Consider the following 23,099-nt stretch of genomic DNA (forward strand, 5'->3'; position numbering starts at 1 on the left):
TCAGAATGCGTAGTACGGCCCCGCGCCCGCGGGTGTCGTCTGCGCCTGGATCGCGGTGTACACGCGACGCCCGAAGAAGAACGGCAGCCCCCAGCCGAATGCGCTGCCGTTATATCCCGCGAGATTGTTGAACGCCCAGTTGCCGGTGGCAAACAGTGACGTTGCGTTCGCCACTGACAAGGACGTGCTCGCCGAGACCCCGTCCACGCCCTTGAGCGTCGCCCCGAGACTTTGCGGCGAGCCCGGGCAGAACCACACGCCGCAGCGCGTGAGCGTCGTATTGGCGAAGAAAAAGCCGTTCGAGCCGCTATCGATATAGCTCTGCGAATAAACGGTGCCGTCCGAGGTCGTGGTCGAAACGAAGCCCGTCACCGAATTGCCGCGCAGCACGGTCGCGCTGCCCAGCGCATTGTTGGCCTGCGAGCCGATGCCGAAGATCAGCGAGCCGCTCACCTTGCTCTCGCCCGTGCCGGCGATGGCGGGAAGGTCGACTACCACGCCGTTGTTGTCGCTCGCGAACGCCGCCACCGGGTTGCTGATCTGCTGCGCGAGCGGCTGTGCACTGGGCGTGCAGTTGCCCGAGGGGCATGCGTAGTACCACGAACTGTTGGGGCCGTTTACGCAGGCCGCGCCGCAATCGGCGCTGAACGGCCCGACGCCGAGAATGCCGTTCGAGCGCAATGCCGTGCTGTTCATCATGGCGAGGCCAAAGCTCTTGCAGGCGCTCGGCGTGGTCGGCACCGACGGGTCGGCGATCAGCTGGATCGGCAGCGCGGCGGCGACTTCGCCCGCCAGTTTGACGTCAGCGCTGCGCACTGCGCCCCATGTATAGCCGGAGCCGAAGGCGGCGCACGAGCCGGCCGGGGCGCTGCCGCTGCCCGCTGCCACGGCCGGCAGCGCGAAGCCCGCGGGCAATGCCGAGGCCAGCAGGCGCAAGCCCTGCGAGCCGGTATCGACCTGCACATCGTCCACGCTCGCGCAGGTGCTCGTGCCGGGCACGCAGACCGTGACGCTCGCCATCAACATATTGCGGGTCGAGGTGGGCGTCGAGGCGACCGTGATCGGCAGTACGTTCGGCGTGGTGGACGGGGCCACGGTGCCGGTGGTCGGGGACGGCGCGATGTTGCTGGAACTGCCGCTTGTACCGCCCGTACCGCCTGGACTGGAAGCGGCGGGCGCGCTGGCGGCCGTCGTTACGCTTGCGGCCGACGAGCCGCCGCTGCCGCCTCCGCAGGCGGCCAGCGCCAAAGCCAGCACGCCCGCGAGCAGCGTAACGCGCGCGTTCATCGCAGGTCTCCTTCGGTCACGCCAGCCGGCAGCGCGCCCGGCAGCCACGCACGGCCGACGTAGCTGCGCATCAGGCCGCCGGATTCGACGATGACGCCCGGTGTATCGACGCGCGCGGCGTGCAGGCCGTCTCGCCCGGCGATGTGAAGCGCGAGCGCGCCGCGCTGGTAATCGTCGGCATAGTGGCCGAGCAAAGTGTAGAGATCCGGCGCCGACGGACCCTGCCAGGTGTAGGCGAAAACCTCGCCGCTCGCCGTGGCGACATACTCGCGCACGAGCGTGCCGCCCGCATCGACGGCTTGCGTAACCCGCACCGTGCTGCCGATCAGATAGTGCGTGGCGCCTGCGTTGCCGCCCGTACTCACCGGCGTGCGGGAGGGGGCGATATCGCCTAGCGCCGCCCAGGCGGGCATGGCCGCCGCGGCAAGGGCCGAAGCGAGGCAGGCGAGAGCCGCGGCGCGGCCCGCCTGTTTGAGGCTGCAAGTTGTCATGACGCTCTCCGTGCGACGTTTTTCGAATTGTTATTTCGAATTTTTGGGAAAAATTAGCACCGGGTCGCCGTGGCAAGTCATGCGAGACAGAAATGCCGCTTCGAACAAACTTGTGCTCGACGCGGGTATTTCTACAACTCATTGATATGAAATAAGATTTTCCAGATGAAAGTCGATTGGCACGCGTTTTTAGAATGTTGATGAACGTTACGCGGCGACCTTGATCCACGGCTCGTGTGGCTTCGCGAGCGCGCCGCGCGCGCCGCGCTTCTTACCTCGGCAACAGATGGAAACGCTTCGTCTCACCCCGGTTTTTGCACATAGCGCCCTCTCGCCGGTAAAATGGCTGGTTGATCCACGCACACACTGGCCGTGGCCGTAGCCGAAGGGATTACCCGAACATGAGTGATTTTCATCAACGTCTTGCCGCACGCGCGATTGCGCTCCTGATGGCGGGCGGGCTGGTCGCCGGCTGCAGCTCGCCGACGCCAGGCAAGATCGATTACCGTAGCGACGCAAAGGCGAAACAATCGTCGCTGGCTGTTCCGCCGAACATGCTCGACGAAACCGCCGACCAGCGCTCGCTGCCGCCGCAGGGCGGCGAAACCTCGCTGTCGGCGCTCAAGCAGGTGCAGGCCGCCGCGCCGGCCACCGACGAAAACAGCGAAGTGCTGCCCCAGGTGCCGGGCATGCATATCCAGCGTGACGGCACGGAAAGCTGGCTCGTCATCGACAACCGCCCGCCCGCCGACGTCTGGGCGCAGGTTCGCCGTTTCTGGCAGGAGCAAGGCTTCCTGCTGGTGGTCGATCAGCGCGACAAGGGCCTGATGGAAACCGACTGGAACGAAACCCATCCGAAGATCAACGATGGTCTGATCCGCAATACGCTGTCGTGGGCCACGGGCAATTCCTACGTCACGGCGGAGCGCAACAAGTACCGCACGCGTCTGGATACTTCGCCTGGCGGCGGCACTTACGTGTTCATCAGCCAGAAGGGCTTGAGCGAACAGCTTTCGGGCACCAACAACGAAACCAGCAAGTGGGTGCCCAAGCCCAACGATCCGGCGCTCGAACAGGAGTACCTCAAGCGCCTGATGGTGACGCTCGCGCGCGCCAAGCCGGGCGTGCCTGACGCACAGGTGGCGGCGCAAGCCGACGCCAAGGCCGACGCCAGCGCGAAGGGCGCCAGCGGCGCGTCCTCGAAGCCGGATGCGGCAGCGGCGGCAATCGCAGCACAGAACGCCGCAGCCGTGGGCCAGAGCGCCGCGGCGACGGGTTCGTCCAAGGGTGCGGCAGCAGGCGGCGCATCGGGTCAGTACACCTCGACCGAACTGACGCTGGGTGAGCCGTATGACCGCGCATGGCTGCGCGTGGGCCTCGCGCTCGACCGCGCGAACTTCACGGTGGACGACCGCGATCGCTCGAAGGGCATCTACTATGTGCGCTACGTCGATCCGCAGGACATGACCTCGGCTGAACAGGGTTTCTGGAACCAGATCTTCCACGGCCGCAAGGAAAAGGTCGCGAAGCAGTACAAGGTCAACGTGCGCGCCGTCACCGAAAACCAGACCCGCGTTGCGGTGGTGGACGACAGCGGCCAGATCGATTCCTCGCGTCCGGCACGCGAAATCATGGGCCTCGTGGTCGAAGAACTGCACTAGGTTCTGAGCGATACCCCAGGAAAAAACCCGCCTTGCGCTTGCAGGCGGGTTTTTTCGTTACGAAGCCGGGCTGAGTTCGCGCGGCGTGCGCTCAGTGCTCAGTGCGGGGGGATCATCCACGTCAGCACGTTTTGCTGCAGCCACACCAGAATGCCGAGCAGCACCGTCATCAGGATCGAATGCTTGAAGGTGCGCGCGAAGACGTGGCCTTCCTGGCCTTTGAGTTCGGTGGTCGCCACGCCCGTCGCGATGTTCTGCGGCGAGATCATCTTGCCCATCACGCCGCCCGACGAGTTGGTGGCCGCCATCAGCACGGGGTTCAGGTTGAGTTGCTGCGCGGCCACGACCTGCAGATTGCCGAACAGCGCGTTGCCCGAGGTATCGCTGCCCGAGAGGAACACCGCCACCCAGCCGAGGAACGCCGACACCAGCGGGAACAACGAGCCCACCGAGGCGACGCCCAGACCGAGCGTGTAGGTCAGCCCCGAATAGTTCATCAGGAACGCGAGTCCGACGATGGTCGCCACGGTCAGGATGGCGATGCGCGTCTGCACCCAGGTATCGACCACCGCGCCACCGAAATCGGCCGGCTTCAGGCGCACGACGAAGGCCGTGATGATGGCCGCCACCAGAATCGCCGTGCCGGTGGCGAGCGGCTGGAAGTCCCACACCGCGCCATAGGGCGTCTTGTAGAGCGTGATGAATACGGCCTTGTTCAGGCCCGGCCACGGCACCTTGACGTCGCCGATCGCAAATACTTTGGCGACGGTCCAGATGATCACGACCGCCGCGACGATGATCCACGGATACCAGCCCTGCGCGCCCGTCACGCTGCCGCGCACTTCCTTCGCGCGATCGACGTGGATCTCGAAGCGGGCGTCGGGCGCGGGCTTCCAGACGCGCAGGAACAGGATCGTGAGGATCAGTGAGACGAGCGAGGAAAGCACGTCGGTGAGGCTGTAGTTGACGAAGTTCGCGGTGACGAACTGCGTGAGCGCGAAGCTGCCGCCCGAGACCAGCAGCACCGGCCAGATGCGCAGCATGCCGCCCACGCCCGCGTAAATCGCGATCACATAGAACGGCAGCAGCAGGGCGAAGAACGGCAACTGGCGGCCGACCATCTGGCCGAGGACGTCGGCGGGCAGGTGGGTGACCGCGCCGAGCACCGTGATCGGCACGCCCAGCGCGCCGAATGCCACCGGCGCGGTGTTGAAGATCAGCGTGAAGGTGAGCGCTTCGAGGGTCGGGAAGCCCAACATGATGAGCAGCGAACTCGTGATGGCGATCGGCGTGCCGAAGCCGGAAATACCTTCGAACAGGGCGCCGAATGAAAAGCCCACGACCACCAGCACGATGCGCCGGTCGTTGGGCAGATTGTCGAGCAGCCACATGCGGAACGCCGCGAAACGGCCCGAACGCAGCGCGATGTTGTAGAGCAGGATGGCCGTGACGACGATCCACATCACCGGCCAGAGCGCGAAGACCACGCCGTTGAGCACGGCGCTGACCGCCAGATTGACGGGGAATTGCCAGCCCGCGATCGCGACGATCAGGCCCACGACCAGCCCCGCGAACGATGCCTGCCAAGCGGGCCGGCGCGCCCAGCCGAGCATGAGCAGCACCACCACGATCGGCAGGACGGCGACGAGAAAAGACAGGAGCAGCGAATTGCCGATGGGAGTCAACAGCTGATGAAACATGACGTCTCCTTTCTGCTGGTTCGTATCGGCGCGCTCCGGTGCGCGGGCGCAAGGCGCACAGGCGCGCGGCGTGCCGGGCAGGGCTCGGCGATGCAGGCAGTGATGCGATGGTGCAGTGAACGACGAAGCGAACGACCAGGCGAACGAGGAAGCGAACGGCAGGCAGAGCGCTGGTCGGCACAAGGCACAGGACACAGCACGCGGAGGAGGGCTTATTCAGTAAGGCAGTGTTTCAATCCCCGATGCCCACTTGCAGCATAGAAAATGGTGCGCAAGCGTCAAGCAGGGAAAGTACGGTCGTGCGCCGCGATGGCGCAACGAAGCACTAGCGATGCCAGTGGCCTCCGTAGCCGCCGTAGCCACGACCCCAGTAACCGCCGTGACCCCAGTAGCCTCCACGTCCCCAATACCCGCCGCCCCAGAAACCGACGCTCAGCGAGACGGCTGGCGCACCCCATCCCCAGCCTGAGTAGCCGTAATACCCGGGATAGCTTGCTGGATAGGCGTAGTAAGCCGGCCAGCTGTAGTAAGCGGGGTAGGCCGGCCACGCTGGCACCGCGACAGCAACGGGCGGCGACGGGTAAAGCGGCCCGGGGTATTGCGCATCGGCAACGGCGGCGGGGGCGGGATTGGGACGCGAGCTCGGCGGGTTCGCGTACGCCCCAGTGTTTGAACCTGCAACGGCTACCGCGCTTTGCTGCTGTGTGCTGCTGGCAGGCACAGTCGCGTAGTAGTACGCCGGGTAGGGCGAATAACCGTAAGGCGTGTAGTAATAGCAGCCACCGAGCGCTAGCAACGCGCCGGCTGCACCTGCCGAAGCCGCCCAGTGAAAAGGACGGCGCAGTGCATTGACGTGGAACGGGGATTTCATGGCGACTCCAGGCGGACCATTCAGGCTATCACGCCGCGCCGGTTTCGCCAGGGGACGCCAGCGTGAAAACGCGGCGCATGCTCTTGCAAAAGCATGCGCCGCGTGTCCGCCCTGAAGCCGGCGCTAGCGCCGATTTGCCTGCTGTTTCGTGAGCCTTGCGGCTCTTCTTGTCAGGGGCTTTGTCGCTACGAATGTGGAATCGGTTGCGTGCGCCGCCGTGGCAGCCGCGTTGCAAAACGTTACGCGAAGCCGCGAACGTTTTTACTTGCCAACCTGATTACCGATGATGCCGCCAACGGCTGCGCCACCGACGGTCGAGAGCGCGCTGCCGCCGATCACGGCGCCGGCCGCGCCGCCCACACCCGCGCCGATGGCGGTGTCGCGGTCGCGCCGGGACATGTTGTCGCAAGCCGACAGGCTGCCGAGCACGGCAACCAGCGTAGTCACGGTGAGCAGGGTACGGGCATGAGCGAGCGATTTCATTTTCGACTCCAACGAGTAAGGTATGCAGTGCGGAACAAGACGCAAAAATCAGGCCCGATCCGCACCTCCAGTACACCCATGCTAGCCACGCGTTCCGTATCCGGGTGTGTGCGCTTGTCAGGGAGTTGTGGGAGTCGTTAGAAATTGTTTCGACGAATCTTTGCCGGCTTTCGCAACGCTCGCTGCGCCGCACGGATGCGATGGCATCGTGCGGCGCAGCGAAACACTCAACGAAACACTCAACGAAACACTCAACGAAACACTCAACGAAACACTCAACGAAACACTCAACGCCGCTTACTGACGCTGATAAATCTCCGCGCCTTGCTTGATGAACTCGACGGCCTTCACTTCCATGCCTTTCTTCAAGGCCTCGTCGTCGCTCACGCCTTGTTTCGCGGCGAATTCGCGCACATCCTGCGTGATCTTCATCGAGCAGAAGTGCGGGCCGCACATCGAGCAGAAGTGCGCGACCTTGGCCGAATCCTTGGGCAGCGTTTCGTCGTGGAATTCGCGCGCCTTGTCCGGATCGAGGCCGATGTTGAACTGATCTTCCCAGCGGAACTCGAAACGCGCCTTCGACAAGGCGTTATCGCGCACCTGCGCGCCCGGATGACCCTTGGCGAGGTCGGCCGCGTGCGCCGCGAGCTTGTACGTGATGATGCCTTCCTTCACGTCATCCTTGTTCGGCAAGCCCAGGTGTTCCTTCGGCGTGACGTAGCAGAGCATTGCCGTGCCGAACCAGCCGATCATCGCCGCGCCGATGCCCGAGGTGATGTGATCGTAGCCCGGCGCGATATCGGTCGTGAGCGGCCCGAGCGTGTAGAACGGCGCTTCGTCGCACCATTGCAGCTGCAGGTCCATATTTTCCTTGATGAGCTGCATCGGCACGTGGCCGGGGCCTTCGATCATCACCTGCACGTCGTGCTTCCACGCGATCTGCGTGAGCTCGCCCAGCGTCTTCAGTTCGCCGAGCTGCGCTTCGTCGTTGGCGTCGTAAATCGAGCCAGGACGCAGGCCGTCGCCCAGCGAAAAGCTTACGTCGTACTCCTTCATGATTTCGCAGATATCTTCGAAATGCTCGTAAATGAAGGATTCCTTGTGATGGGCGAGACACCACTTGGCCATGATAGAACCGCCGCGCGAGACGATGCCCGTCATGCGGTTCGCGGTGAGCGGCACGTATTGCAGGCGCACGCCCGCGTGGATCGTGAAGTAATCGACGCCTTGCTCGGCCTGCTCGATCAGCGTGTCGCGGAAGATTTCCCAGGTAAGGTCTTCAGCCTTGCCGTTGACCTTCTCCAGCGCCTGATAGATCGGCACCGTGCCGATCGGTACCGGCGAATTGCGGATGATCCATTCGCGCGTTTCGTGAATGTGTTTGCCGGTCGACAGATCCATCACCGTGTCGCCGCCCCAGCGGATCGCCCACGTCATCTTGTCGACTTCCTCGCCGATCGACGAGGTCACCGCCGAATTGCCGATGTTCGCGTTGATTTTCACGAGGAAGTTGCGGCCGATGATCATCGGCTCGCTTTCCGGGTGATTGATGTTCGCGGGGATGATCGCGCGGCCGCGTGCGATTTCCTCGCGCACGAATTCAGGCGTGATTTCCTTGAGGGCGTCCTTGCCAAACGCGGCGGCGCCGAACGCCTGGCCCGGATGCTGGCGGCCCATCATGGCGGCGAGCTTGGCGCCGTTCGGGCCGCTGTTCTTCAGGCTTTCGAGGTATTCGGCGCGGCGCTGGTTCTCGCGAATCGCGACGTATTCCATCTCGGGCGTTATGATGCCCTGACGCGCGTAGTGCATCTGCGTGACGTTCCTGCCGCTTTTGGCGCGGCGCGGCGTGCGGTGCAGGCCGGGGAAACGCAACTCGGCCGTGGCCGGATCGGCGGCGCGCTCGCGGCCGTATTCGGAGGAGAGGCCCGGCAACGCTTCGGTGTCGCCGCGTTTTTCGATCCACGCCTGGCGTACGGCGGGCAGGCCGGCGCGGATGTCGATTTTCGCTTCAGGATCGGTGTACGGACCCGAGGTGTCGTAGACGTAGATCGGCGGATTCTTCTCGCCGCCAAAGCCCGTGGGCGTGTCCGCTTGCGTGATCTCGCGCATCGGCACGCGGATGTCGGGCTGCGAGCCGGTGACGTAGATCTTGCGGGAATTGGGCAGCGGCGCGATCGCGGCTTCGTCGACGTGCGCGTTGGCGGAAATGAACTTGGGATTGGCGTTCATGCGTCTGTCTCCAGGCAATGCAAAGTGGGAACAACGGCTTCGCAGGAGACGAGACGGAACGTGGACGGACCTCGCAATGAGGAGTGCTGCGCTTGATGCTGGGCAATGCAGCGAAATCCGGACGCTTCCCTGCGCTGGCATTATCCAGATCAGGTTCAAAGGGTATTTCTCACCCGCGAAATACGCTGCCTGAACACTCGTGTGAAGCGTTCAGAGCGGCGCATGACGCAGGACCCCCGCGTAAGCAGGCCAAACAATACACCGCGCTGCGACACTCTGGCAAGTGTCTTTGCGCGCCGGATGTGGCAGGCACAGGCACGGTTCGCGCGCGCGACCCATATAGGAGTCGGCGCGCTTTTGTGTCGAAAAAATGTCGGGAAATTGTTGGGGAAGCGTTGCGAAGGCGCTGCGCAAGAGGCGTGGGTGCGAGGCGTGATTCGCCCCGGCGGGCTTCAGAGCGCGAAGTCGTCGGCGGCTTCGGGCTGGAACAGGATGCGATCGATCTTGAGCGTTTCGATCTCGCCGCTGGGCGGCGTAAAGCGCACTTTGTCGCCGCGTTTCGCGCCGAGTAGCGCCAGGCCCGCGGGCGAAAAAACGTTCAGGCGGCCGGCATCGACGCTCGCATTGGCTGGGTAGACGACCGTCCAGGTCACGGCTTCGCCGGTGCGCTCGCTGATGAGCGTGACCTGCGAGTTCATGGTCACGACGTTGGCGCCGACTTTGCGCGCATCGACGATTTCAGCGCGTTCGAGCAGGTCGTCGAGCATCAACTGGCGCGCGGGTGCAGCGCCCGGTTCGGCGGCGCATTTTTCGAGGCGGGCGAGGTCGAGCTCGGTCAGGTAACGGATTTTTTTCGACATGGGATTCTCCTTGCGATCCAGATAAGAAAGGCCTGCAAAGGCCCAGAAAGGGCGGGGATCGGCCCGGAGCCCGACTGAACGGCTCCGGAGCAGGAGGGCGATTCAGTGCGGACGCCGGGCTAAGGCGAGTGGGTCAGGCTGGCCGGCGAGGCATCGCAGCGGGCACGCGCGCGCCGTCGCCCCGTGCGCGAAGCGCGGGGCAAGCGAGGCGGCGGACGTGAGTGGCGCAAGCACGATGTCGTAATGAAATAGAAAGAATGTGCCATCCTAACACGGTCTCAATAGGCTCAATAGGCGCTCTTCAAGCCGGATCGGCATGGGCCGATGCGTCACGTTTTTGTCTTCAGGCGACACGCCCGCGCCCCGGGTTTGCCCACCGTTGCGCGCACGCAGCGCGCCCGCTCATAAAGCACGCTCGCGGCGTCCGTAAAGAATCGCCTTGTTGCATAATGCGTGGCGCCCGCTTCGGGTATTTCGGGTAGCTTGCGAACCGCTTGCAAATTCATGCACTGGCGTCTCGTGTGTTGCTCGGGTGCGCTTACTCCTGCGTTTCCTTCTCTGACCGCCTCCATCATGCCGTCGCGCTTCATCCGTCCCTCCCCTTGTCTGGCGGGGCGTCCGCGGTTCGCCTTTGCGTGCTCCCCCGTCCGTTGCAACCGTCAGGTGGCGCAATGACGAACCCGCCGCGTTTGCCTTCCGGTTCCTCGCTCAGCCCCTATATGTCTGGCCTGCTGCGCTCGCTTGGCGCATTCGGCTCGCAAGCGTGGCGCCTGGTGCGCGGCGTGCGACTGCCGCAGTCGCGTAGCGGTCGCGTCGCACTGTCGCTGGCGGTCGTTTATTTCGTGTGGGGATCGACCTATCTCGCCGTCCACGTGGCGCTGGAGTCGTTTCCGCCGCTGCTGCTCTCGGGGCTGCGCAACCTGCTCGCGGGCATCGGTCTGTTCGTATTCGCGATGCGGCGGCGTCCCGTGATGCCGACGCTCACGCAGGTACGCAACGCCGGCGTGGTTGGCACGATGCTCGTCGGGTTGTCGAGCGGCATGCTCGCCTACGGCATGCGCACGGTTGGCACCGGCACGGCAGCGGTGATGGTGGCGACCGTACCGCTGTTCGCCACGCTGATCGCGGCGGCGGCCGGACGGCGCATCGCGAAGGGCGAGTGGGCGGCCGTCGGGCTGGGCTTGATCGGCATTGCGATTCTGAGCCATGGCGGCGGGGCGAGCGGCACCGCGGGCGGCTGTCTCGCGATCCTCGGCGGGGCGCTGTTCTGGGCGATCGGCGCGCATCTGGCCGGGCGGCTCGAATTGCCGGCGGATCTGTTTATCGCGACGGCGCTGCAGATCGGTCTGGGTGGAGCGATATCGACGATGGTGGCGTGGATTACCGGCGAACGCATGGGCACGATGCACTTTTTGCCGTTCGTGGCGTTCGCGTATCTGATGCTGATCGGTACGATGGCCGCCTATGTCGCCTATGGCTACCTGATTCGCCACACCAGCCCGCTGGTGGCGAGTAGCTGCATGTATGTCAATCCGGTGGTGGCGGTGGCGCTGGGTGCACTCACGTTGGGCGAACCGATCACGTTGGCGACGGTCATCGCGACTGTCCTGATACTCGGCAGTGTCGGCCTGTCTTTTGTTTTCGATGATAGAAGACGCGCATCGTGAGAGATGCGGATAATTCGGATCGCTAATCTACCCGGTGTTCATTTACGCCGCGAAAAAGCAATTTCACACTGTATATAACGCACTCCGCCGCCGCCCGCCCAACCAGGGCGGCCGACGCCGGATGCGCAAAACCACGTCGGCCAGACAGCTTATTTCGCTTGCTCAGCCGAGTTCGTGATGGCGTGACCGCCTGCGGACAAATCCTGACCGGCGCCCGCAACGGTGTTGCAAGCAGCCAGACCCGCCGCCGACGCGGCAACGAGAAGCAAGGCAATCAGGCGTTTCATATAGAGTTCTCCACGGTATAAGAGGGAAATCCTGCATGAGCACGCGGCGTGCCTGAGCGCGGGCGACCCGCCGCAAAACATCGCAAAGCGTCGCGGGATCACTCCTTGCTCAAGGCATGGCGCATACGAAAGAAAGCGCGGGCACGCGTCAACACGTCGTCCGCGCACCGCCCACAAGGAGGATTACGCCATGCTTCATTACGCAATCGTATTTTTCGTGATCGCCCTCATTGCCGCTGTATTCGGCTTTACCGGGATCGCCGCAGGGGCGGCGGAAATCGCGAAGATCCTGTTCTATCTCTTCCTCGTGGTGTTCGTCGTCACCTTGCTGCTAGGCGTGCTGCGTGGATAGCCGCGCGTGCGTTCTGCCATTCTCATCCCCACAGTCAGAAGGAGAGTCAGATGTCCAAGTCACACGCTGCGTTTGAGTTCGACCTGAAGCGCGTGCGCGAGGAAGCGCGCCGCCATCTGGATCAGGGTTCCGTTACGCCGAGCTACAACGCCGACCGCGAGACCGTGCTCAAGCTGCTCAACGATTCGCTCGCCACCGAGCTGGTGTGCGTGCTGCGCTACAAGCGGCACTATTTCATGGCGAAGGGAATCGAGTCAGAGGCCGTGGCCGCCGAATTTCTTGCGCACGCCAACGAGGAACAACAGCACGCGGACATGCTCGCCGCGCGCATCGTGCAACTGGGTGGCGAGCCGGATTTCGCGCCCGAACACCTGAGCGAACGCTCGCATTCGGAGTACAAGGAGGGCAAGGATCTGCAAGACATGATCCGCGAAAACCTGATCGCGGAACGCATCGCGATCGAGAGTTATCGCGCGATCATCCAGTATCTCGGCGATACCGATACGACTACGCGACGCATCTTCGAAGAGATCCTCGCCGTGGAGGAAGAGCACGCCGACGATATGACCGACCTGCTCGATTCAGGCCGTTAAATTCAGGCCATTACATTAATTCCGGAAGGGTAGTCCAGCGGGTAGCGCAGCTTAAAGTGCCTGCGCGCTCGCATCCAGCCGCTCGCGCGTGGCGAAATGAATCCACGCCGCGAGCGCGCTGAAGCACAGTCCCGCCACACATACGCCGATCCAGCCGAACGCGTGCCACGTAGCCGCGCCCACGGCCGATCCGGTTGCGCCGCCGATGAAGTAGCACACCATGAAGACCGTATTCACGCGGCTGCGCGCTTCCGGGCGCAGCGCATAGATGCGCGACTGGTTCGAAATCTGTGCGGCCTGCACGCCCACATCGAGCACCACCACGCCGATCACCAGACCGATCAGGCTTTTGCCCGAAAACGCGAAGATCACGAACGCGATCGCGATCAGCGCGATCGACAAGGTGATGACCGCGCGCGGCCCCCGTTTGTCGGCGGAGCGTCCTGCCCACGGCGCCGCGAGCGCGCCCGCTGCACCGACGATGCCGAACAGCCCGGCGACCTGCGGTCCGAGATGGAACGGTTCGCCCGCGAGCAGCAGCGTTAGCACCGGCCAGAACAGGCTGAACGCCGCGAACAGGCACGCACCCGTGGCCGACGCTTCGCGCAGGCCGCGCAATTCCACCACCAGATGCCACATCGAGCCGATCAGCTTGCCGTAGCCCAGCTTCGAAGTCGGCTGGCTTTTCGGCAACTTCTTGACGATCACGAAGGCAAGCGCCAGCAGCGCGACGATCGACGCGCCGAACACCGCGCGCCAGCCAAAGTACTGGCCGACGAAACCCGCCGCCGTGCGCGCGAGCAGGATGCCGAGCAGCAGCCCGCTCATCACCGTGCCGACCGCATGGCCGCGGCCCTCGGGCGGCGCGAGTTCCGCCGAGAACGGCACGGCTTGTTGGGCGATGGTCGACAGAATGCCGATGGCCAGACTCGCGCCGATCAGCACGGGCAGCGAGGGCGCGAAGGTGGCGGCGAGCAGCGCGATGCACAGCAGGCCGATCTGCATGAGGATGATGCGGCGGCGGTCGAAGCGGTCGCCCAGCGGCGCGAGCAGCAGCATGCCCGCGGCGTAGCCGAGCTGGGTCGCGGCGGGCACCGCGCCGATCCACGCCGCGCCAGACGGAAAGGTCTTGCGGAAATCGTCGAGCAGCGGCTGGTTGTAGTAGATGTTCGCGACCGAGATGCCCGCGATGGTCGCGAGCAGAAGCAGCAGGCCGCGCAGCGACTGGCTCTGGCCAGCAGATGCGGATTCGGGTGTGGTGGACATGGGCACGAGGGCACGGGTGCGGGCGAGGCCCGCCGGGAAGGGAAACGGCCCGGGCCGGGCACAACGCCGGACCGGGCGTGCCGATCATACCGGAGCGGGCGAGATCGTGCTGACGGCGGCCGCGCATCGTGCGCGGCCGTCATGCTCAGGCGATCAATTCGCCCGACGGCTCGTGGAACGGGTATGGGCCGTCGGCGTCATCGACATAGGCGTGATGGGTCACGATGCCGCGCGCCGGATCGTAGCGATGCAGCGCGAACGCGGGCGGCTCCAGCGTAAAGGTGGAGGGGGCGCCGGGCGAAAGATCGAGCGTCACCTGATGCGCCGGGGCCGGCACCGCGCTCGCGATGGTGCCGCCGAAGCGCACGAAGATCGGCCGGTGCACGTGGCCGCAGAGGACGCGCTCGACATTCGGATGCTGAGCGACGAGCGCTTCGAGCGCGCGCGCGGCGCGCTCGTCCAGCCGGATCGCGTCCATATGACCGATGCCGCAATCGAAGGGCGGATGATGAAGCGCGACGATCACAGGCAGCCCGCGCGCCGCGTCGAGCTGTCGCTCAAGCCAGGCCAGACGCGCATCGCATAGCGTGCCGCCGCTTTGGCCCGGCGACATCGAATCGAGCGCGATCACGCGCAGCGGCCCGAGATCGGCGCTGTACTGGACGAACTCGCCACCCGCGTGGAGTTCGGCGCGCTCGGGGAACACCTCGCGCAGCCCCTCGCGGCCGTCGTGATTGCCGATCACCAGCCAGTACGGGATTGCCAGCGGCGCGAGCAGGGCCTTGAGATGACGATATTCGTCGGCGTGGCCGCGATCGACCAGGTCGCCGGTCACGAGCACGGCGTCGGGTCGCGGCGTGAGCGCATTCAGGCGCTCGACGGTGCGCGCAAGGCGCGCTGCCGTGTCGACGCGCCGATAGGCGAGCGCGCCCGGTTCCTTGATGTGCAGATCGCTGATTTGCGCGAGCAGCATGGGTGGCCTCGATGGTTTAGCCCGCTCGATGGTAGTGATGGTAGCGGGTCGATTGTAAAAATTACGCGAGTGCGATGAGCGCATGCGGCGCGATGGCAATGCCCACGGCGGTGCCGCGCGCGAGTTCGATGCGGCCCGCGACGTCGATGAAAAGCGCATCGGGCGCCGCGCCGCCGATGGTCAGACGCGTACGCTCGCCGAGAAAGGTCGATTGTTCGACCACGCCGCGCAGCGGGGCGTGTGCGGGATCGGCGAGGCTGGCGTCTTCGGGGCGGAAGAAGCGTTCGGCGGGACCCGGCGAAGACGGGGTAGGGGCTTGAGCCTGGAGGTCCAGCGTGCCGCCCGTGGTGACGAGCGCGCCGTCGCGCCATTGTCCTGCGATGCGGTTGAGCGTGCCGACGAACTGCGCGACCGCTCGGCTCGCGGGCCGATAGTAGATCTCGCGCGGCGTGCCGATCTGCTCGATGCGCCCCGCGCTCATGACGACCACGCGGTCGCCCAGTTCCATGGCTTCGGCCTGATCGTGCGTGACGTAGACGGTCGTGACGCCCAGTTCGCGCAGCAGCGTGTTCATCTCGCCGCGCAGCGCGTCGCGCAGACGCGCATCGAGGGCGGTCAGCGGCTCGTCGAGCAGCAGCACGCGCGGACGCGGCGCGAGTGCACGGGCGAGCGCGACCCGCTGGCGCTGGCCGCCCGAGAGCTGGCTGATGGGTTTATCGGCATGCGCTTGCAGCCGCATCATGGCGAGCAATTCGTCCACGCGCTCGCGCGCGGCCGTGGCGCTCACGCGCGCAATCTTCAGACCGTAACCGATGTTGCCGCGCACGTTGAGGTTCGGGAACAAGGCGTAGTTCTGGAACACCATGCCGACCTTGCGGCGCTCGATCGGCAGGGCAGTGACATTGTCGTCGCCGAAACGCACCTGGCCGCCCGCGTCGGGCGCTTCCAGACCGGCGATCAGACGCAGCGTGGTGGTCTTGCCGCAGCCCGAGGGGCCGAGCAGCACGACGGTTTCACCGGCGCCGATGGTGAGATCGAGCGGCTCCAGCACGCGCGTGCCGCGAAAGGTCTTGCCGCATTGCGTGAGCGTGATCGGCATCGAATCGAGTTTCATTGGGCATCCTGATGAGTTCGTGCCTGTTGTGCCTGTTGTGCCTTGTGCGTCTTTTGCGTCTTTTGCGCCTTTCGTGCGCCCGTGCCCGGCGTCTGCACGCCGAGCCATTGCATCGCCAGCAGCAGCGGCATGGTCATCACGAAAAAGAGGATCGTGTAGGCGCTGCCGATCTCGATACGCATCGAGGCGTAGGTATCGGCAAGACCGACGGGCAGGGTTTTCGTGTCGGGCGTATGCAGCATCCAGGTCAGGTTGAATTCGCCGATCGAGAGCGTGAGCACCGCGAGCGCGCCCGCCAGAATGCCGGGCCGCGCGTTGGGCAGCACGACGGTGAAAAAGCGCTGTACGAAACTCGCGCCAAGACTTGCCGCGCCTTCCTCCAGCGTGCGCAGATCCGCCGCCGCGCACACGGCGCAAACCGGCCGCACCATGAACGGCAGCGTGAAAATCACATGGCCGACCACGATGAAGGCCGCGCTCATGCGCAACGCGCTGAAGCCGCCGTACACCACCAGCAGCGCAAGCGCGGAGGCAAGACCCGGCAGCGCGACCGGCATCACGAGCAGTTCTTCGATCAGACGCGAGAGCCGCGTGCGGCTGCGCGCGAGCGCATAGGCCGCCGGCACGCCGACCATCAGCGTGATCGCGAGCGTGGCGGCCGCCACTTCGAGCGAGAGAAACACCGAGTCGTGATACTGCGTCCACACCTCGTCGAGCCAGCGCAGCGTGAGGCCGCTTGCCACGCCGCGAAAGTAGTTCACAGTGAGGCCCGCGACGATCGACATCACCACGGGCACGACGAGAAACGCGCAGGTGGCGAGCGTCACGCACCACTGCGCGGCGGCGAGCCACGCGCGGGTGGAGGGCAACGCGAGGCGACGTCGCGTGTGGGCAGCGCCTCGCGCTTTGCTGGTGAGCAGCGTGTTCATGTCGTCGCCGCGACGGACGCGCCCGTGAGGCTGCGCGCAAGCGTCAGCACGACCCACGTCACCAAGCCGAGCACGATCGACAGTCCCGCCGCCGTCACCATATTGGCGTTGAGCGTGAACTCGGTGTAGATCGTCATCGGCAACACGTCGATATCGGTCGCCAGCGTGAAGGCGGTGCCGAACGCGCCCATCGCGGTTGCGAAGCAAACGGCGCCGGCAGCGATCAGGCCCGGCGTGAGCGCGGGCAGGATCACGTCGCGCGTGACACGCCAAGGCGACGCGCCAAGCGAGCGCGCCGCTTCTTCGAGCGAAGCGTCGAGCTGGCTGGCGCTCGCCATCACCGTGACGATCACGCGCGGAATCGAGAAGTACAGATAGCCCACGAACAGGCCCGCCATCGAATAGGCGAACACCCAGCGCTCGCCTGCCAGACGCAGCGCCAGCGCGCCGATCAAACCCTGACGCCCCGCGAGCATGATGACCATGAAGCCCACCACCACGCCAGGAAACGCCAGTGGAAACGTGAGCAGTGCAACCAGCAGGCGGCGCGCGGGGAATTCGCGGCGCGCCAGCAGGAGGCCGCAGATCGTGGAGAGCACCAGCGTCGCCAGCGTCACCGCGGCCGAAAGCAGCACGGTTTCGAGCAGACTTGTCATGTAGCGACTATTCGTCAGGAGTGCACGATAAGTGGCGATCAGATGGCCATCGGCGCTGACCTGGACCAGCGCCACCATCGGCAGCAGCCAGAAAGCGAGAAACACCGCGAGCGCGGGCGCAACGAGCGCCACGCGCCAGCGCAGCGGGAAAGTGAGGTCGTGCATGGGCGAGGGAAAACGAAAAGCGAAAATTAATGCATCACTTGCAGATAGCGCTCGCCAAAGCGCTGCTGCTGGCCCGCCATCTTCGCGAAATCGACGGGTCTCGCGCGCGCATAGTCGCTCGCGGGCAGGAACTTCGCGGCGGCGTCGGGCGACAGCGCGCTGGAGCGCACCGGGCGCAGATACGCGTTGGCCCACAGCTTCTGGCCTTGATCCGAGAGCACGAAATCCAGCACTTTCTTGCCGTTCTGCGCGTGCGGCGCGTTCTTCACGAGGCTCATCACGTAGGGCACGGAAATCGTCCCTTCGGCGGGAATCACAAATTCCACGTTGGCGTGGTCCTTGTATTTCGCGCGATAGGCGTCGAAGTCGTAGTCGAGCAGGATCGGAATCTCACCCGAGAGCACGCGCGCGTAGGCGGTCTGTTTCGGCACGATCGGCTGGTTGGCCTTGAGCTTGCTGAACCACGTGAGGCCTGGCTGGAAGTTGTCGAGCGTGCCGCCTAGCGCGAGATTCACGGCCACCGCGCCCGCATAGCCCACGAAGGCGCTCGACGGATCGAGATAGCCGATCATGCCTTTGTATTCGGGCTTGAGCAGATCCGCCCACGAGCGCGGCACGGGCTTGCCGTCGAGCGCGTCCTTGTTGACGAAAAAGCCCAGCGTGCCCGAGTGAATCGCAAACCAGTAGCCTTGCGGATCCTTGAGGTTGGCGGGAATGTCGTCCCAGTGCGCGGGCTTGTACGGCGCGATCACGCCCTTGTCCTTTGCCTGGAACGCCGAGGAAATGCCCAGATAGACGACATCGGCAACCGGGCTTTGCTGTTCGGCCATCAACTGCGCGATCGACTGGCCCGAGTTCTTGTTGTCGAACGGCACGCGGATGCCGGTCTGACGCTGGATCGCCTGGATCTGGCTGGCCCAGTCGGCCCATTCGGGCGGGCAGTTGTAGCAGATGGCGGTTTGGTCGGCGAGGGCGGGCGTCGGGGCGGCGAAACCGGCCGCCAGAGCGCATACGAGGCTGAGCGCCGTGCTGGCGGCGAGGGCGAAGCGGCGTATCACGTCGGGACTCCTGTTCGGATGCGGTGCGGGGTGAGGGTTATTGGCGTAACGTGCCGCGGGCATAAGCACCCGCGGCCGGATCGGCAAAGTCTGGCGGGACGGCTGTGATGATCAGACGAGCGTGTCGCCGACGCTCACGCCACGCTCCGACGCGCGCGCCGTGGCGCTGCCCGTGGCGATGGCCGAGATCGTGCCGCCTTCGCGCAGCGTGTGCGGCAAGGTGAGATCGAGCGTTGGGCCCACGTAGGTGCCGCTGATGCACGCCATCAGGCGCTGCCACGCGGCGCGGCCGATCTCGCCGTTGGGCGTGCCGATGCTCGCCAGCGGCGGCGCGAGCAGCTCGCTCATCGCGAGCCCGTCGAAGCCCAGAATCGACATGTCCTGCGGCACACGCAGGCGTGCACGGCGCAGGCCGCGCATCACCACCATCGCGAGCAGATCGTTGCTGCAGAAGAGCGCGGTCGGACGCGCGGGGCCGTTGCTCAGATGCGCGAGCACGCTGGGCGCGAGGGCTTCGGCGTTGAAGTCGATTTCGAGCGCGGGCGCGGGCGTGAGGCCGGCTTGCTCCATCGCGTGGGCGTAACCGGCGTAGCGCTGGCGCGCGCGGTCGGAGGCCGCGAGCGTGCCCGCAAGCATCAGGATGCGGCGGTGGCCGTGCGCGATCAGCATGCGTACGCCATCGCAGGCGGCCTGGTGGTTGTCGACGGAGACCGACGGGCGGCGCGTGGTGTCGTTGTGCATCAGCACGTAGAGCGGGCCGTCGGCGTCGAGCTCGTCGAGCAGCGGGTGCGTGTCCGCGTCGGCGACGGTCAGGATCAGCCCTTCGACCCGTTGCGCACGCAACGTTTCGATGGCGTGGCGCTCGCGCTGCGCGTCGTACTGGGTCGTCATCAGCATCAGGCGAAAGCCCTGCGCCGAGGCAAGCTCGTCGATCCCTTGCAGGCATTCCGCGAACACCGGATTGGCGAGCGTGGGCAACACCACGCCGATCAGGCGCGTGCGCTCGCCGCGCAACTGGCGGCCAATCGGGCTGGGGCGGAATTTGAGCGCATCGATCGCTTCGCGCACCTTGGCGAGCGTGACGGGATTGACCGTATGCGGTGCATTGATTGCCCGCGAAACCGTGGCAATCGAAAAACCGGCGTGTGCGGCGACATCCTTGATGGTTGGCGTCATGCGGGCGGCCCGAGCGTTGTAAACGTTTTCGATGCGGCCGATTATGGAAAGCGCATGTGACCGGGCGATGACGCGCCGCCCTTGAGATGCTTGGGACGGCGTGGGCGGCAATGGTAGAATGCCGTCCGCCCTGCCAGCGTGATGAAATTGGTAAACATAGCGGACTTAAGCACAGATTGAGTGCCCGGCCGGAAACGGCCGGTGCAGAACCCCTCAAATTCGGTGAACCCCCTGGAACCAGGCGACGCGAAAGCGTCACGGTGCCGAGGCGACGCCGAGCCAAGCCGGCTGACGCGCAAGCGTCGGCACGGAAGGTGTAGAGACTAGACGGGGGGCGCCTAAGGCCCGATTGCCCAGCGCGGCTGTATTGCGCGATGGCAAAGGGCTAGGGTGAAGGCATAGTCCAGCGCACGAACGCAGCTTTGAGATCGAATCTTCGGCTTATAAGCGCGGCGTCGAAAGACGTAGTGTGACGAAAATCCGCCGCCTCACGGCTTACCGGTTCAAGTCCGGTCGCTGGCACCAGGGCCACCTGGACACGCTTCGCAAGAAGCCCTGAAACCCGCGATGGCGTGACGCCTCGCGGGTTTTTTGTTGCGCGGCTACCGCTGCGTAAGCGCGACCTCCACCGCGAGGCGTGGCCGCTTCGACAGGACGCGCAGCAGCGGTTTCTCGATTTTCAGATGGAACAGCACGGCGCTTGCGATGCAGGCGGCCAGAATCGCAAAATACGCTGCCGTCGCGCCCACGACGCCCGTCAGGCCGGCTTTCACAGCTAGTTTGCTCAGCACACTGATCATCGGAAAATGGAGCAGGTAGAGCGCATACGAGGCATCGCCAAGCACTTGCACGCCGCGGTTCGACCCGAAGATCGCGCCTCGGTCCTCTGCCTTGACGAGGCCCAGGATGATCGCGCAACTGGCGAGTCCGTAAGCCACGGAACTGCCCGACGAGCGTGCGAGGATGCCGGCATCCGTCGCAGCGCCAATCGACACGAACGCAATCATGCCCAGCACCGCAACGCCCATTGGAAACCGCAGTCCGCTTAGCGCGCGGTTCACCACCGCTGTCAGTGCACCGAGCGCGAACAGCACACCATAGTGCTGCGCGAAAAACGCTGCGGGAAACGTACAGGTCTGATTCAGGCACGTTCCCCAGGCCAGGGCCAGCAGCAGCACGGCCGCGGCAGCGTAGATGCGCCCGAGAATGAAGCAGCCCATCAACGCATAAAACGCGATCTCCCACTGCAGGCTCCACGCGACGATCACGACAGGCGCGCCCGTGCCGCCGACCACGCTCTGGTCTTGCGGCAGCAACAGCAGCGATCGGGCCAGCGTGGCGGCATCCGGCAGCGTCGCGCGCAACGCCGGCGAGGCCGCGAGCGACACGCTGACGATACCGAAGACGATCCAGTAGGTTGGGTAGATGCGGATGATGCGCTTGCGCGCGTAGGCCGCAAAGCGATCCGGTTTGAAGAGATCGTTGCGGTGCGCCGTCACGATGATGAAACCGCTCAGGACAAAGAAGAATTCGACGCCCGCGCCGCCGAATCCCCAGATTTTGCCGGGCAGGCCGTAGCCAAAATATTTCGGCAGCGCATATTGGGCGCTCAGATGAAAGAGTGTGACGAGCAAAGCGGCACCTGCCCGGCATGCCTGGAGCGATTTGTACATGGCGTGTCTCGCGCAGTCGACGACTCGATGCTATGGGATTCGAGCGTCGATCGACCGACAAGAGCTATCGCGTATCCGCCAATCGGGGGGGATGGAAGGGGAAGCGCAAACGTTAGCAGTAACTGGCGGGAGCGAGTGGCCGGGAATGGCCGCAAAATGAATGGGGCAAGCGGCGCCCTGGCGTTCGTCGGTTCTGGCAACCCGGTGGCAGGAGAGGGCGTGCCTCGCGCCGTACCAGCGAGCAATGACAAACCGGTTCCGGAAGCGGAAGCGGGATCGGAATTGGGCCGCGCAGAGCGCGATCAAACTGCTGCCGGCGCGCTGACGCGCTGGCGCAATCAGCGGCCGATCTGGCCGGTACGCGGGTTCACCAGTCGCGCAAATCCGAACAATGCGGCAATGGCCAGCGGCGAAGCGATGTAGAAGGCGGTCAGCATGATACGAGATGAGACAAACCGTAACAAAGTGTGTCTTCAGTGTATCTCGGCGATGCAAATTGAGTATCAGGGAGAACGACAACAAACTGTTGCGCGATTGCAAGTTTGATATCGGATGAAGCAGGGGAGTCAGGCTGGAGGGCTTGCTGGGCGGGGATCTACGTGAAACGAGGGAAAGCGTTTAAATGCAGTCGAATACCACCTCTACTGTTTGCGCTGTCACGCCGCGCAGTCCTTCGCTGTGAATTTCGACGGCATGCATCTCCAGTTTGCGCTTGTGGCAATAGGCTTGCGCTTCCTTGATGCCGGCGGTGCGTACGCGATTCCATGAAACGATGTCCCACCGCGCGCGACTTGTCACAGAAAGGTGTCCATCCTGTCTCGAATTGATTCCGGTCACCGATGTGCAAGCCGTCAACATGCCGAGCCCGAGCAACAGGATGCTGCCTTTCATAGATTCCCCTTGATTGCGCACCATTGTCGCCGCCAACCATCGGCATTGGCAACCCGAAAGAAAGGTTAGCAGACGTTAGGGGCACAAGGGGTTAAGCGTGCGCTGCAGGGGCGCACGGACGTGAAGGGAGTAGGTCGCTGCGCGTGTGGTTAGTCTTTAACCGATACCTCACGTGCCGCTCAGATCGCGCGCACCCACTCGCCTTTGACGAAGGCGACGCGCGCGCCTGAGTTGCTGCGAAAGCGGAAATCAGTCGTGGGCGACGACGGAGCCGCTTTGTGCCTGGCCGGAAACGAGGCACGAAGACATGAAGTTTTCGCCCTGGCTACGTGCACCGATCGAACTGAAGCCGCGCGCCAGTGCTTCGAGCCGGACCAGTTCGGAGCCCTTGGCACAGGAAACCGTGCCGTGCTCGTGGGCCTGTACCCGGGTCAGGACTCGATTCCCGACGAGGAGTGCAAGGATGATGACGATGCCAATGTTGAATGCCTGTCTCATGATTTCGTCTCCTAGTGAGTTCAGACTAACTCAGCCTTTTAAGCGATGAATCCAGGAGTTTCCCGGCGATGCGGTGCAGCACATGCGGCGCATAAATCGACCTTGATTTTCAGCGTAAAGATGCTTCGGCCTCCTGCTGTTATGAGGGCCGTTCCGCTCTGCCTTATGCAGCAAGCTTGTGGCTCGCGGGACCCTCCGTCGAACCAGGCATTGCGTTGC

At 64.6% G+C, this 23,099-nt stretch carries 24 protein-coding genes and 1 riboswitch; of the genes, 6 read left to right on the forward strand and 18 right to left on the reverse strand.

Annotated features, from left to right (window positions below; translation table 11 throughout):
* Together F4827_RS05910 and F4827_RS05915 are read right to left on the reverse strand one after the other, a co-directional pair.
* Complete coding sequence (locus F4827_RS05910) at nucleotides 1-1,287, reverse strand: DUF3443 domain-containing protein (protein WP_183722797.1); 1,287 nt, start codon at nucleotides 1,285-1,287, stop codon at nucleotides 1-3.
* Entirely contained in the window at nucleotides 1,284-1,778 is a 495-nt protein-coding gene (locus F4827_RS05915; protein WP_260174992.1) for a DUF2844 domain-containing protein, read from the reverse strand. The genes F4827_RS05910 and F4827_RS05915 overlap by 4 nt, the downstream gene beginning before the upstream one ends.
* A gap of 401 nt (nucleotides 1,779-2,179) precedes the next feature.
* On the opposite strand from F4827_RS05915, the gene bamC reads away from it, so the two are divergent.
* On the forward strand, nucleotides 2,180-3,439 hold the full coding sequence (gene bamC, locus F4827_RS05920) for an outer membrane protein assembly factor BamC (RefSeq protein WP_183722799.1): 1,260 nt from the start codon (nucleotides 2,180-2,182) through the stop codon (nucleotides 3,437-3,439).
* Nucleotides 3,440-3,537: 98 nt separating this feature from the next.
* Here the strand turns inward: bamC and F4827_RS05925 are convergent, their stop codons facing one another.
* The 3 genes from F4827_RS05925 to F4827_RS05935 form a co-directional block, all read right to left on the reverse strand.
* Nucleotides 3,538-5,139: an L-lactate permease gene (locus F4827_RS05925; RefSeq protein WP_183722801.1), complete on the reverse strand. Its 1,602-nt coding sequence runs from the start codon at nucleotides 5,137-5,139 to the stop codon at nucleotides 3,538-3,540.
* 325 nt (nucleotides 5,140-5,464) lie between these two features.
* Complete coding sequence (locus tag F4827_RS05930; protein WP_260174993.1) at nucleotides 5,465-6,010, reverse strand: hypothetical protein; 546 nt, start codon at nucleotides 6,008-6,010, stop codon at nucleotides 5,465-5,467.
* A gap of 261 nt (nucleotides 6,011-6,271) precedes the next feature.
* Nucleotides 6,272-6,493 carry a glycine zipper 2TM domain-containing protein gene (locus F4827_RS05935; protein WP_183722803.1) on the reverse strand — a complete coding sequence of 74 codons (222 nt, stop codon included), beginning with the start codon at nucleotides 6,491-6,493 and terminating at the stop codon, nucleotides 6,272-6,274.
* Between the two features lie 160 nt (nucleotides 6,494-6,653).
* On the opposite strand from F4827_RS05935, the gene F4827_RS05940 reads away from it, so the two are divergent.
* Nucleotides 6,654-6,797: a hypothetical protein gene (locus F4827_RS05940; protein ID WP_183722806.1), complete on the forward strand. Its 144-nt coding sequence runs from the start codon at nucleotides 6,654-6,656 to the stop codon at nucleotides 6,795-6,797.
* Here F4827_RS05940 and thiC read toward each other — a convergent pair.
* Nucleotides 6,791-8,722 (reverse strand): phosphomethylpyrimidine synthase ThiC, encoded by a 1,932-nt coding sequence (gene thiC / locus F4827_RS05945; RefSeq protein ID WP_183722808.1) that lies wholly within the window; start codon nucleotides 8,720-8,722, stop codon nucleotides 6,791-6,793. The two genes, F4827_RS05940 and thiC, sit on opposite strands and share 7 nt — an antisense overlap.
* A 108-nt stretch (nucleotides 8,723-8,830) precedes the next feature.
* Nucleotides 8,831-8,970, reverse strand: a riboswitch (TPP riboswitch).
* Nucleotides 8,971-9,174: 204 nt separating this feature from the next.
* Nucleotides 9,175-9,582, reverse strand: coding sequence for a GreA/GreB family elongation factor (locus F4827_RS05950; RefSeq protein WP_183722810.1), 408 nt, complete (start codon nucleotides 9,580-9,582; stop codon nucleotides 9,175-9,177).
* 719 nt (nucleotides 9,583-10,301) lie between these two features.
* On the opposite strand from F4827_RS05950, the gene F4827_RS05955 reads away from it, so the two are divergent.
* Entirely contained in the window at nucleotides 10,302-11,249 is a 948-nt protein-coding gene (locus F4827_RS05955) for an EamA family transporter (RefSeq protein ID WP_183723400.1), read from the forward strand.
* A 149-nt stretch (nucleotides 11,250-11,398) separates the two neighbouring features.
* On the opposite strand, the gene F4827_RS05960 is transcribed toward F4827_RS05955, so the two are convergent.
* Nucleotides 11,399-11,536: an entericidin A/B family lipoprotein gene (locus F4827_RS05960; RefSeq protein WP_183722812.1), complete on the reverse strand. Its 138-nt coding sequence runs from the start codon at nucleotides 11,534-11,536 to the stop codon at nucleotides 11,399-11,401.
* A gap of 190 nt (nucleotides 11,537-11,726) precedes the next feature.
* Between F4827_RS05960 and F4827_RS05965 the strand changes: the two genes are divergently transcribed.
* Both F4827_RS05965 and F4827_RS05970 read left to right on the forward strand, forming a co-directional pair.
* The gene (locus F4827_RS05965; RefSeq protein ID WP_103704055.1) at nucleotides 11,727-11,888 is read left to right on the forward strand and encodes a DUF1328 family protein; all 162 of its coding nucleotides are present in this window, start codon (nucleotides 11,727-11,729) and stop codon (nucleotides 11,886-11,888) included.
* A 50-nt stretch (nucleotides 11,889-11,938) separates the two neighbouring features.
* Nucleotides 11,939-12,481 (forward strand): bacterioferritin, encoded by a 543-nt coding sequence (locus tag F4827_RS05970; RefSeq protein WP_183722814.1) that lies wholly within the window; start codon nucleotides 11,939-11,941, stop codon nucleotides 12,479-12,481.
* A 51-nt stretch (nucleotides 12,482-12,532) separates the two neighbouring features.
* Here the strand turns inward: F4827_RS05970 and F4827_RS05975 are convergent, their stop codons facing one another.
* The 8 genes from F4827_RS05975 to F4827_RS06010 form a co-directional block, all read right to left on the reverse strand.
* Nucleotides 12,533-13,747, reverse strand: coding sequence for an MFS transporter (locus F4827_RS05975; protein WP_183722817.1), 1,215 nt, complete (start codon nucleotides 13,745-13,747; stop codon nucleotides 12,533-12,535).
* A 145-nt stretch (nucleotides 13,748-13,892) separates the two neighbouring features.
* Entirely contained in the window at nucleotides 13,893-14,720 is an 828-nt protein-coding gene (locus tag F4827_RS05980) for a phosphodiesterase (RefSeq protein ID WP_183722819.1), read from the reverse strand.
* A gap of 61 nt (nucleotides 14,721-14,781) precedes the next feature.
* Nucleotides 14,782-15,834, reverse strand: coding sequence for an ABC transporter ATP-binding protein (locus F4827_RS05985; RefSeq protein WP_183722821.1), 1,053 nt, complete (start codon nucleotides 15,832-15,834; stop codon nucleotides 14,782-14,784).
* Nucleotides 15,831-16,763, reverse strand: coding sequence for an ABC transporter permease (locus F4827_RS05990; protein WP_183722823.1), 933 nt, complete (start codon nucleotides 16,761-16,763; stop codon nucleotides 15,831-15,833). The genes F4827_RS05985 and F4827_RS05990 overlap by 4 nt, the downstream gene beginning before the upstream one ends.
* Nucleotides 16,760-17,584 carry an ABC transporter permease gene (locus F4827_RS05995; protein WP_183722825.1) on the reverse strand — a complete coding sequence of 275 codons (825 nt, stop codon included), beginning with the start codon at nucleotides 17,582-17,584 and terminating at the stop codon, nucleotides 16,760-16,762. The genes F4827_RS05990 and F4827_RS05995 overlap by 4 nt, the downstream gene beginning before the upstream one ends.
* A 26-nt stretch (nucleotides 17,585-17,610) precedes the next feature.
* A complete protein-coding gene (locus F4827_RS06000) occupies nucleotides 17,611-18,705 on the reverse strand; it encodes an ABC transporter substrate-binding protein (protein WP_221303607.1) in 1,095 nt (364 codons plus the stop codon).
* 48 nt (nucleotides 18,706-18,753) lie between these two features.
* Complete coding sequence (locus F4827_RS06005) at nucleotides 18,754-19,818, reverse strand: substrate-binding domain-containing protein (RefSeq protein WP_183722827.1); 1,065 nt, start codon at nucleotides 19,816-19,818, stop codon at nucleotides 18,754-18,756.
* A gap of 602 nt (nucleotides 19,819-20,420) precedes the next feature.
* Entirely contained in the window at nucleotides 20,421-21,491 is a 1,071-nt protein-coding gene (locus tag F4827_RS06010) for an acyltransferase (RefSeq protein WP_183722829.1), read from the reverse strand.
* 156 nt (nucleotides 21,492-21,647) lie between these two features.
* Here F4827_RS06010 and F4827_RS34910 point away from each other — a divergent pair, with 156 nt between their 5' ends.
* Nucleotides 21,648-21,914 (forward strand): hypothetical protein, encoded by a 267-nt coding sequence (locus F4827_RS34910; RefSeq protein ID WP_221303608.1) that lies wholly within the window; start codon nucleotides 21,648-21,650, stop codon nucleotides 21,912-21,914.
* Between the two features lie 195 nt (nucleotides 21,915-22,109).
* Here the strand turns inward: F4827_RS34910 and F4827_RS06015 are convergent, their stop codons facing one another.
* Nucleotides 22,110-22,382: a hypothetical protein gene (locus F4827_RS06015; protein ID WP_167056276.1), complete on the reverse strand. Its 273-nt coding sequence runs from the start codon at nucleotides 22,380-22,382 to the stop codon at nucleotides 22,110-22,112.
* Nucleotides 22,383-22,631: 249 nt separating this feature from the next.
* Complete coding sequence (locus F4827_RS06020; protein WP_167056273.1) at nucleotides 22,632-22,880, reverse strand: hypothetical protein; 249 nt, start codon at nucleotides 22,878-22,880, stop codon at nucleotides 22,632-22,634.
* Between the last annotated feature and the right edge of the window lie 219 nt (nucleotides 22,881-23,099).

The sequence above is a fragment of the Paraburkholderia bannensis genome, from assembly GCF_014200455.1.
GTDB classification, from domain to species: domain Bacteria; phylum Pseudomonadota; class Gammaproteobacteria; order Burkholderiales; family Burkholderiaceae; genus Paraburkholderia; species Paraburkholderia bannensis_A.

Coding starts and splice junctions, on each gene's coding strand:
- F4827_RS05910 (WP_183722797.1), bottom strand. CDS start 1,287: ATGAACGCGCGCGTTACGCTGCTCGCGGGCGTGCTGGCTTTGGCGCTG.
- F4827_RS05915 (WP_260174992.1), bottom strand. CDS start 1,778: ATGACAACTTGCAGCCTCAAACAGGCGGGCCGCGCCGCGGCTCTCGCC.
- bamC (WP_183722799.1), top strand. CDS start 2,180: ATGAGTGATTTTCATCAACGTCTTGCCGCACGCGCGATTGCGCTCCTG.
- F4827_RS05925 (WP_183722801.1), bottom strand. CDS start 5,139: ATGTTTCATCAGCTGTTGACTCCCATCGGCAATTCGCTGCTCCTGTCT.
- F4827_RS05930 (WP_260174993.1), bottom strand. CDS start 6,010: ATGAAATCCCCGTTCCACGTCAATGCACTGCGCCGTCCTTTTCACTGG.
- F4827_RS05935 (WP_183722803.1), bottom strand. CDS start 6,493: ATGAAATCGCTCGCTCATGCCCGTACCCTGCTCACCGTGACTACGCTG.
- thiC (WP_183722808.1), bottom strand. CDS start 8,722: ATGAACGCCAATCCCAAGTTCATTTCCGCCAACGCGCACGTCGACGAA.
- F4827_RS05950 (WP_183722810.1), bottom strand. CDS start 9,582: ATGTCGAAAAAAATCCGTTACCTGACCGAGCTCGACCTCGCCCGCCTC.
- F4827_RS05955 (WP_183723400.1), top strand. CDS start 10,302: ATGTCTGGCCTGCTGCGCTCGCTTGGCGCATTCGGCTCGCAAGCGTGG.
- F4827_RS05960 (WP_183722812.1), bottom strand. CDS start 11,536: ATGAAACGCCTGATTGCCTTGCTTCTCGTTGCCGCGTCGGCGGCGGGT.
- F4827_RS05965 (WP_103704055.1), top strand. CDS start 11,727: ATGCTTCATTACGCAATCGTATTTTTCGTGATCGCCCTCATTGCCGCT.
- F4827_RS05970 (WP_183722814.1), top strand. CDS start 11,939: ATGTCCAAGTCACACGCTGCGTTTGAGTTCGACCTGAAGCGCGTGCGC.
- F4827_RS05975 (WP_183722817.1), bottom strand. CDS start 13,747: ATGTCCACCACACCCGAATCCGCATCTGCTGGCCAGAGCCAGTCGCTG.
- F4827_RS05980 (WP_183722819.1), bottom strand. CDS start 14,720: ATGCTGCTCGCGCAAATCAGCGATCTGCACATCAAGGAACCGGGCGCG.
- F4827_RS05985 (WP_183722821.1), bottom strand. CDS start 15,834: ATGAAACTCGATTCGATGCCGATCACGCTCACGCAATGCGGCAAGACC.
- F4827_RS05990 (WP_183722823.1), bottom strand. CDS start 16,763: ATGAACACGCTGCTCACCAGCAAAGCGCGAGGCGCTGCCCACACGCGA.
- F4827_RS05995 (WP_183722825.1), bottom strand. CDS start 17,584: ATGCACGACCTCACTTTCCCGCTGCGCTGGCGCGTGGCGCTCGTTGCG.
- F4827_RS06000 (WP_221303607.1), bottom strand. CDS start 18,705: ATGCCCGCGGCACGTTACGCCAATAACCCTCACCCCGCACCGCATCCG.
- F4827_RS06005 (WP_183722827.1), bottom strand. CDS start 19,818: ATGACGCCAACCATCAAGGATGTCGCCGCACACGCCGGTTTTTCGATT.
- F4827_RS06010 (WP_183722829.1), bottom strand. CDS start 21,491: ATGTACAAATCGCTCCAGGCATGCCGGGCAGGTGCCGCTTTGCTCGTC.
- F4827_RS34910 (WP_221303608.1), top strand. CDS start 21,648: ATGAATGGGGCAAGCGGCGCCCTGGCGTTCGTCGGTTCTGGCAACCCG.
- F4827_RS06015 (WP_167056276.1), bottom strand. CDS start 22,382: ATGAAAGGCAGCATCCTGTTGCTCGGGCTCGGCATGTTGACGGCTTGC.
- F4827_RS06020 (WP_167056273.1), bottom strand. CDS start 22,880: ATGAGACAGGCATTCAACATTGGCATCGTCATCATCCTTGCACTCCTC.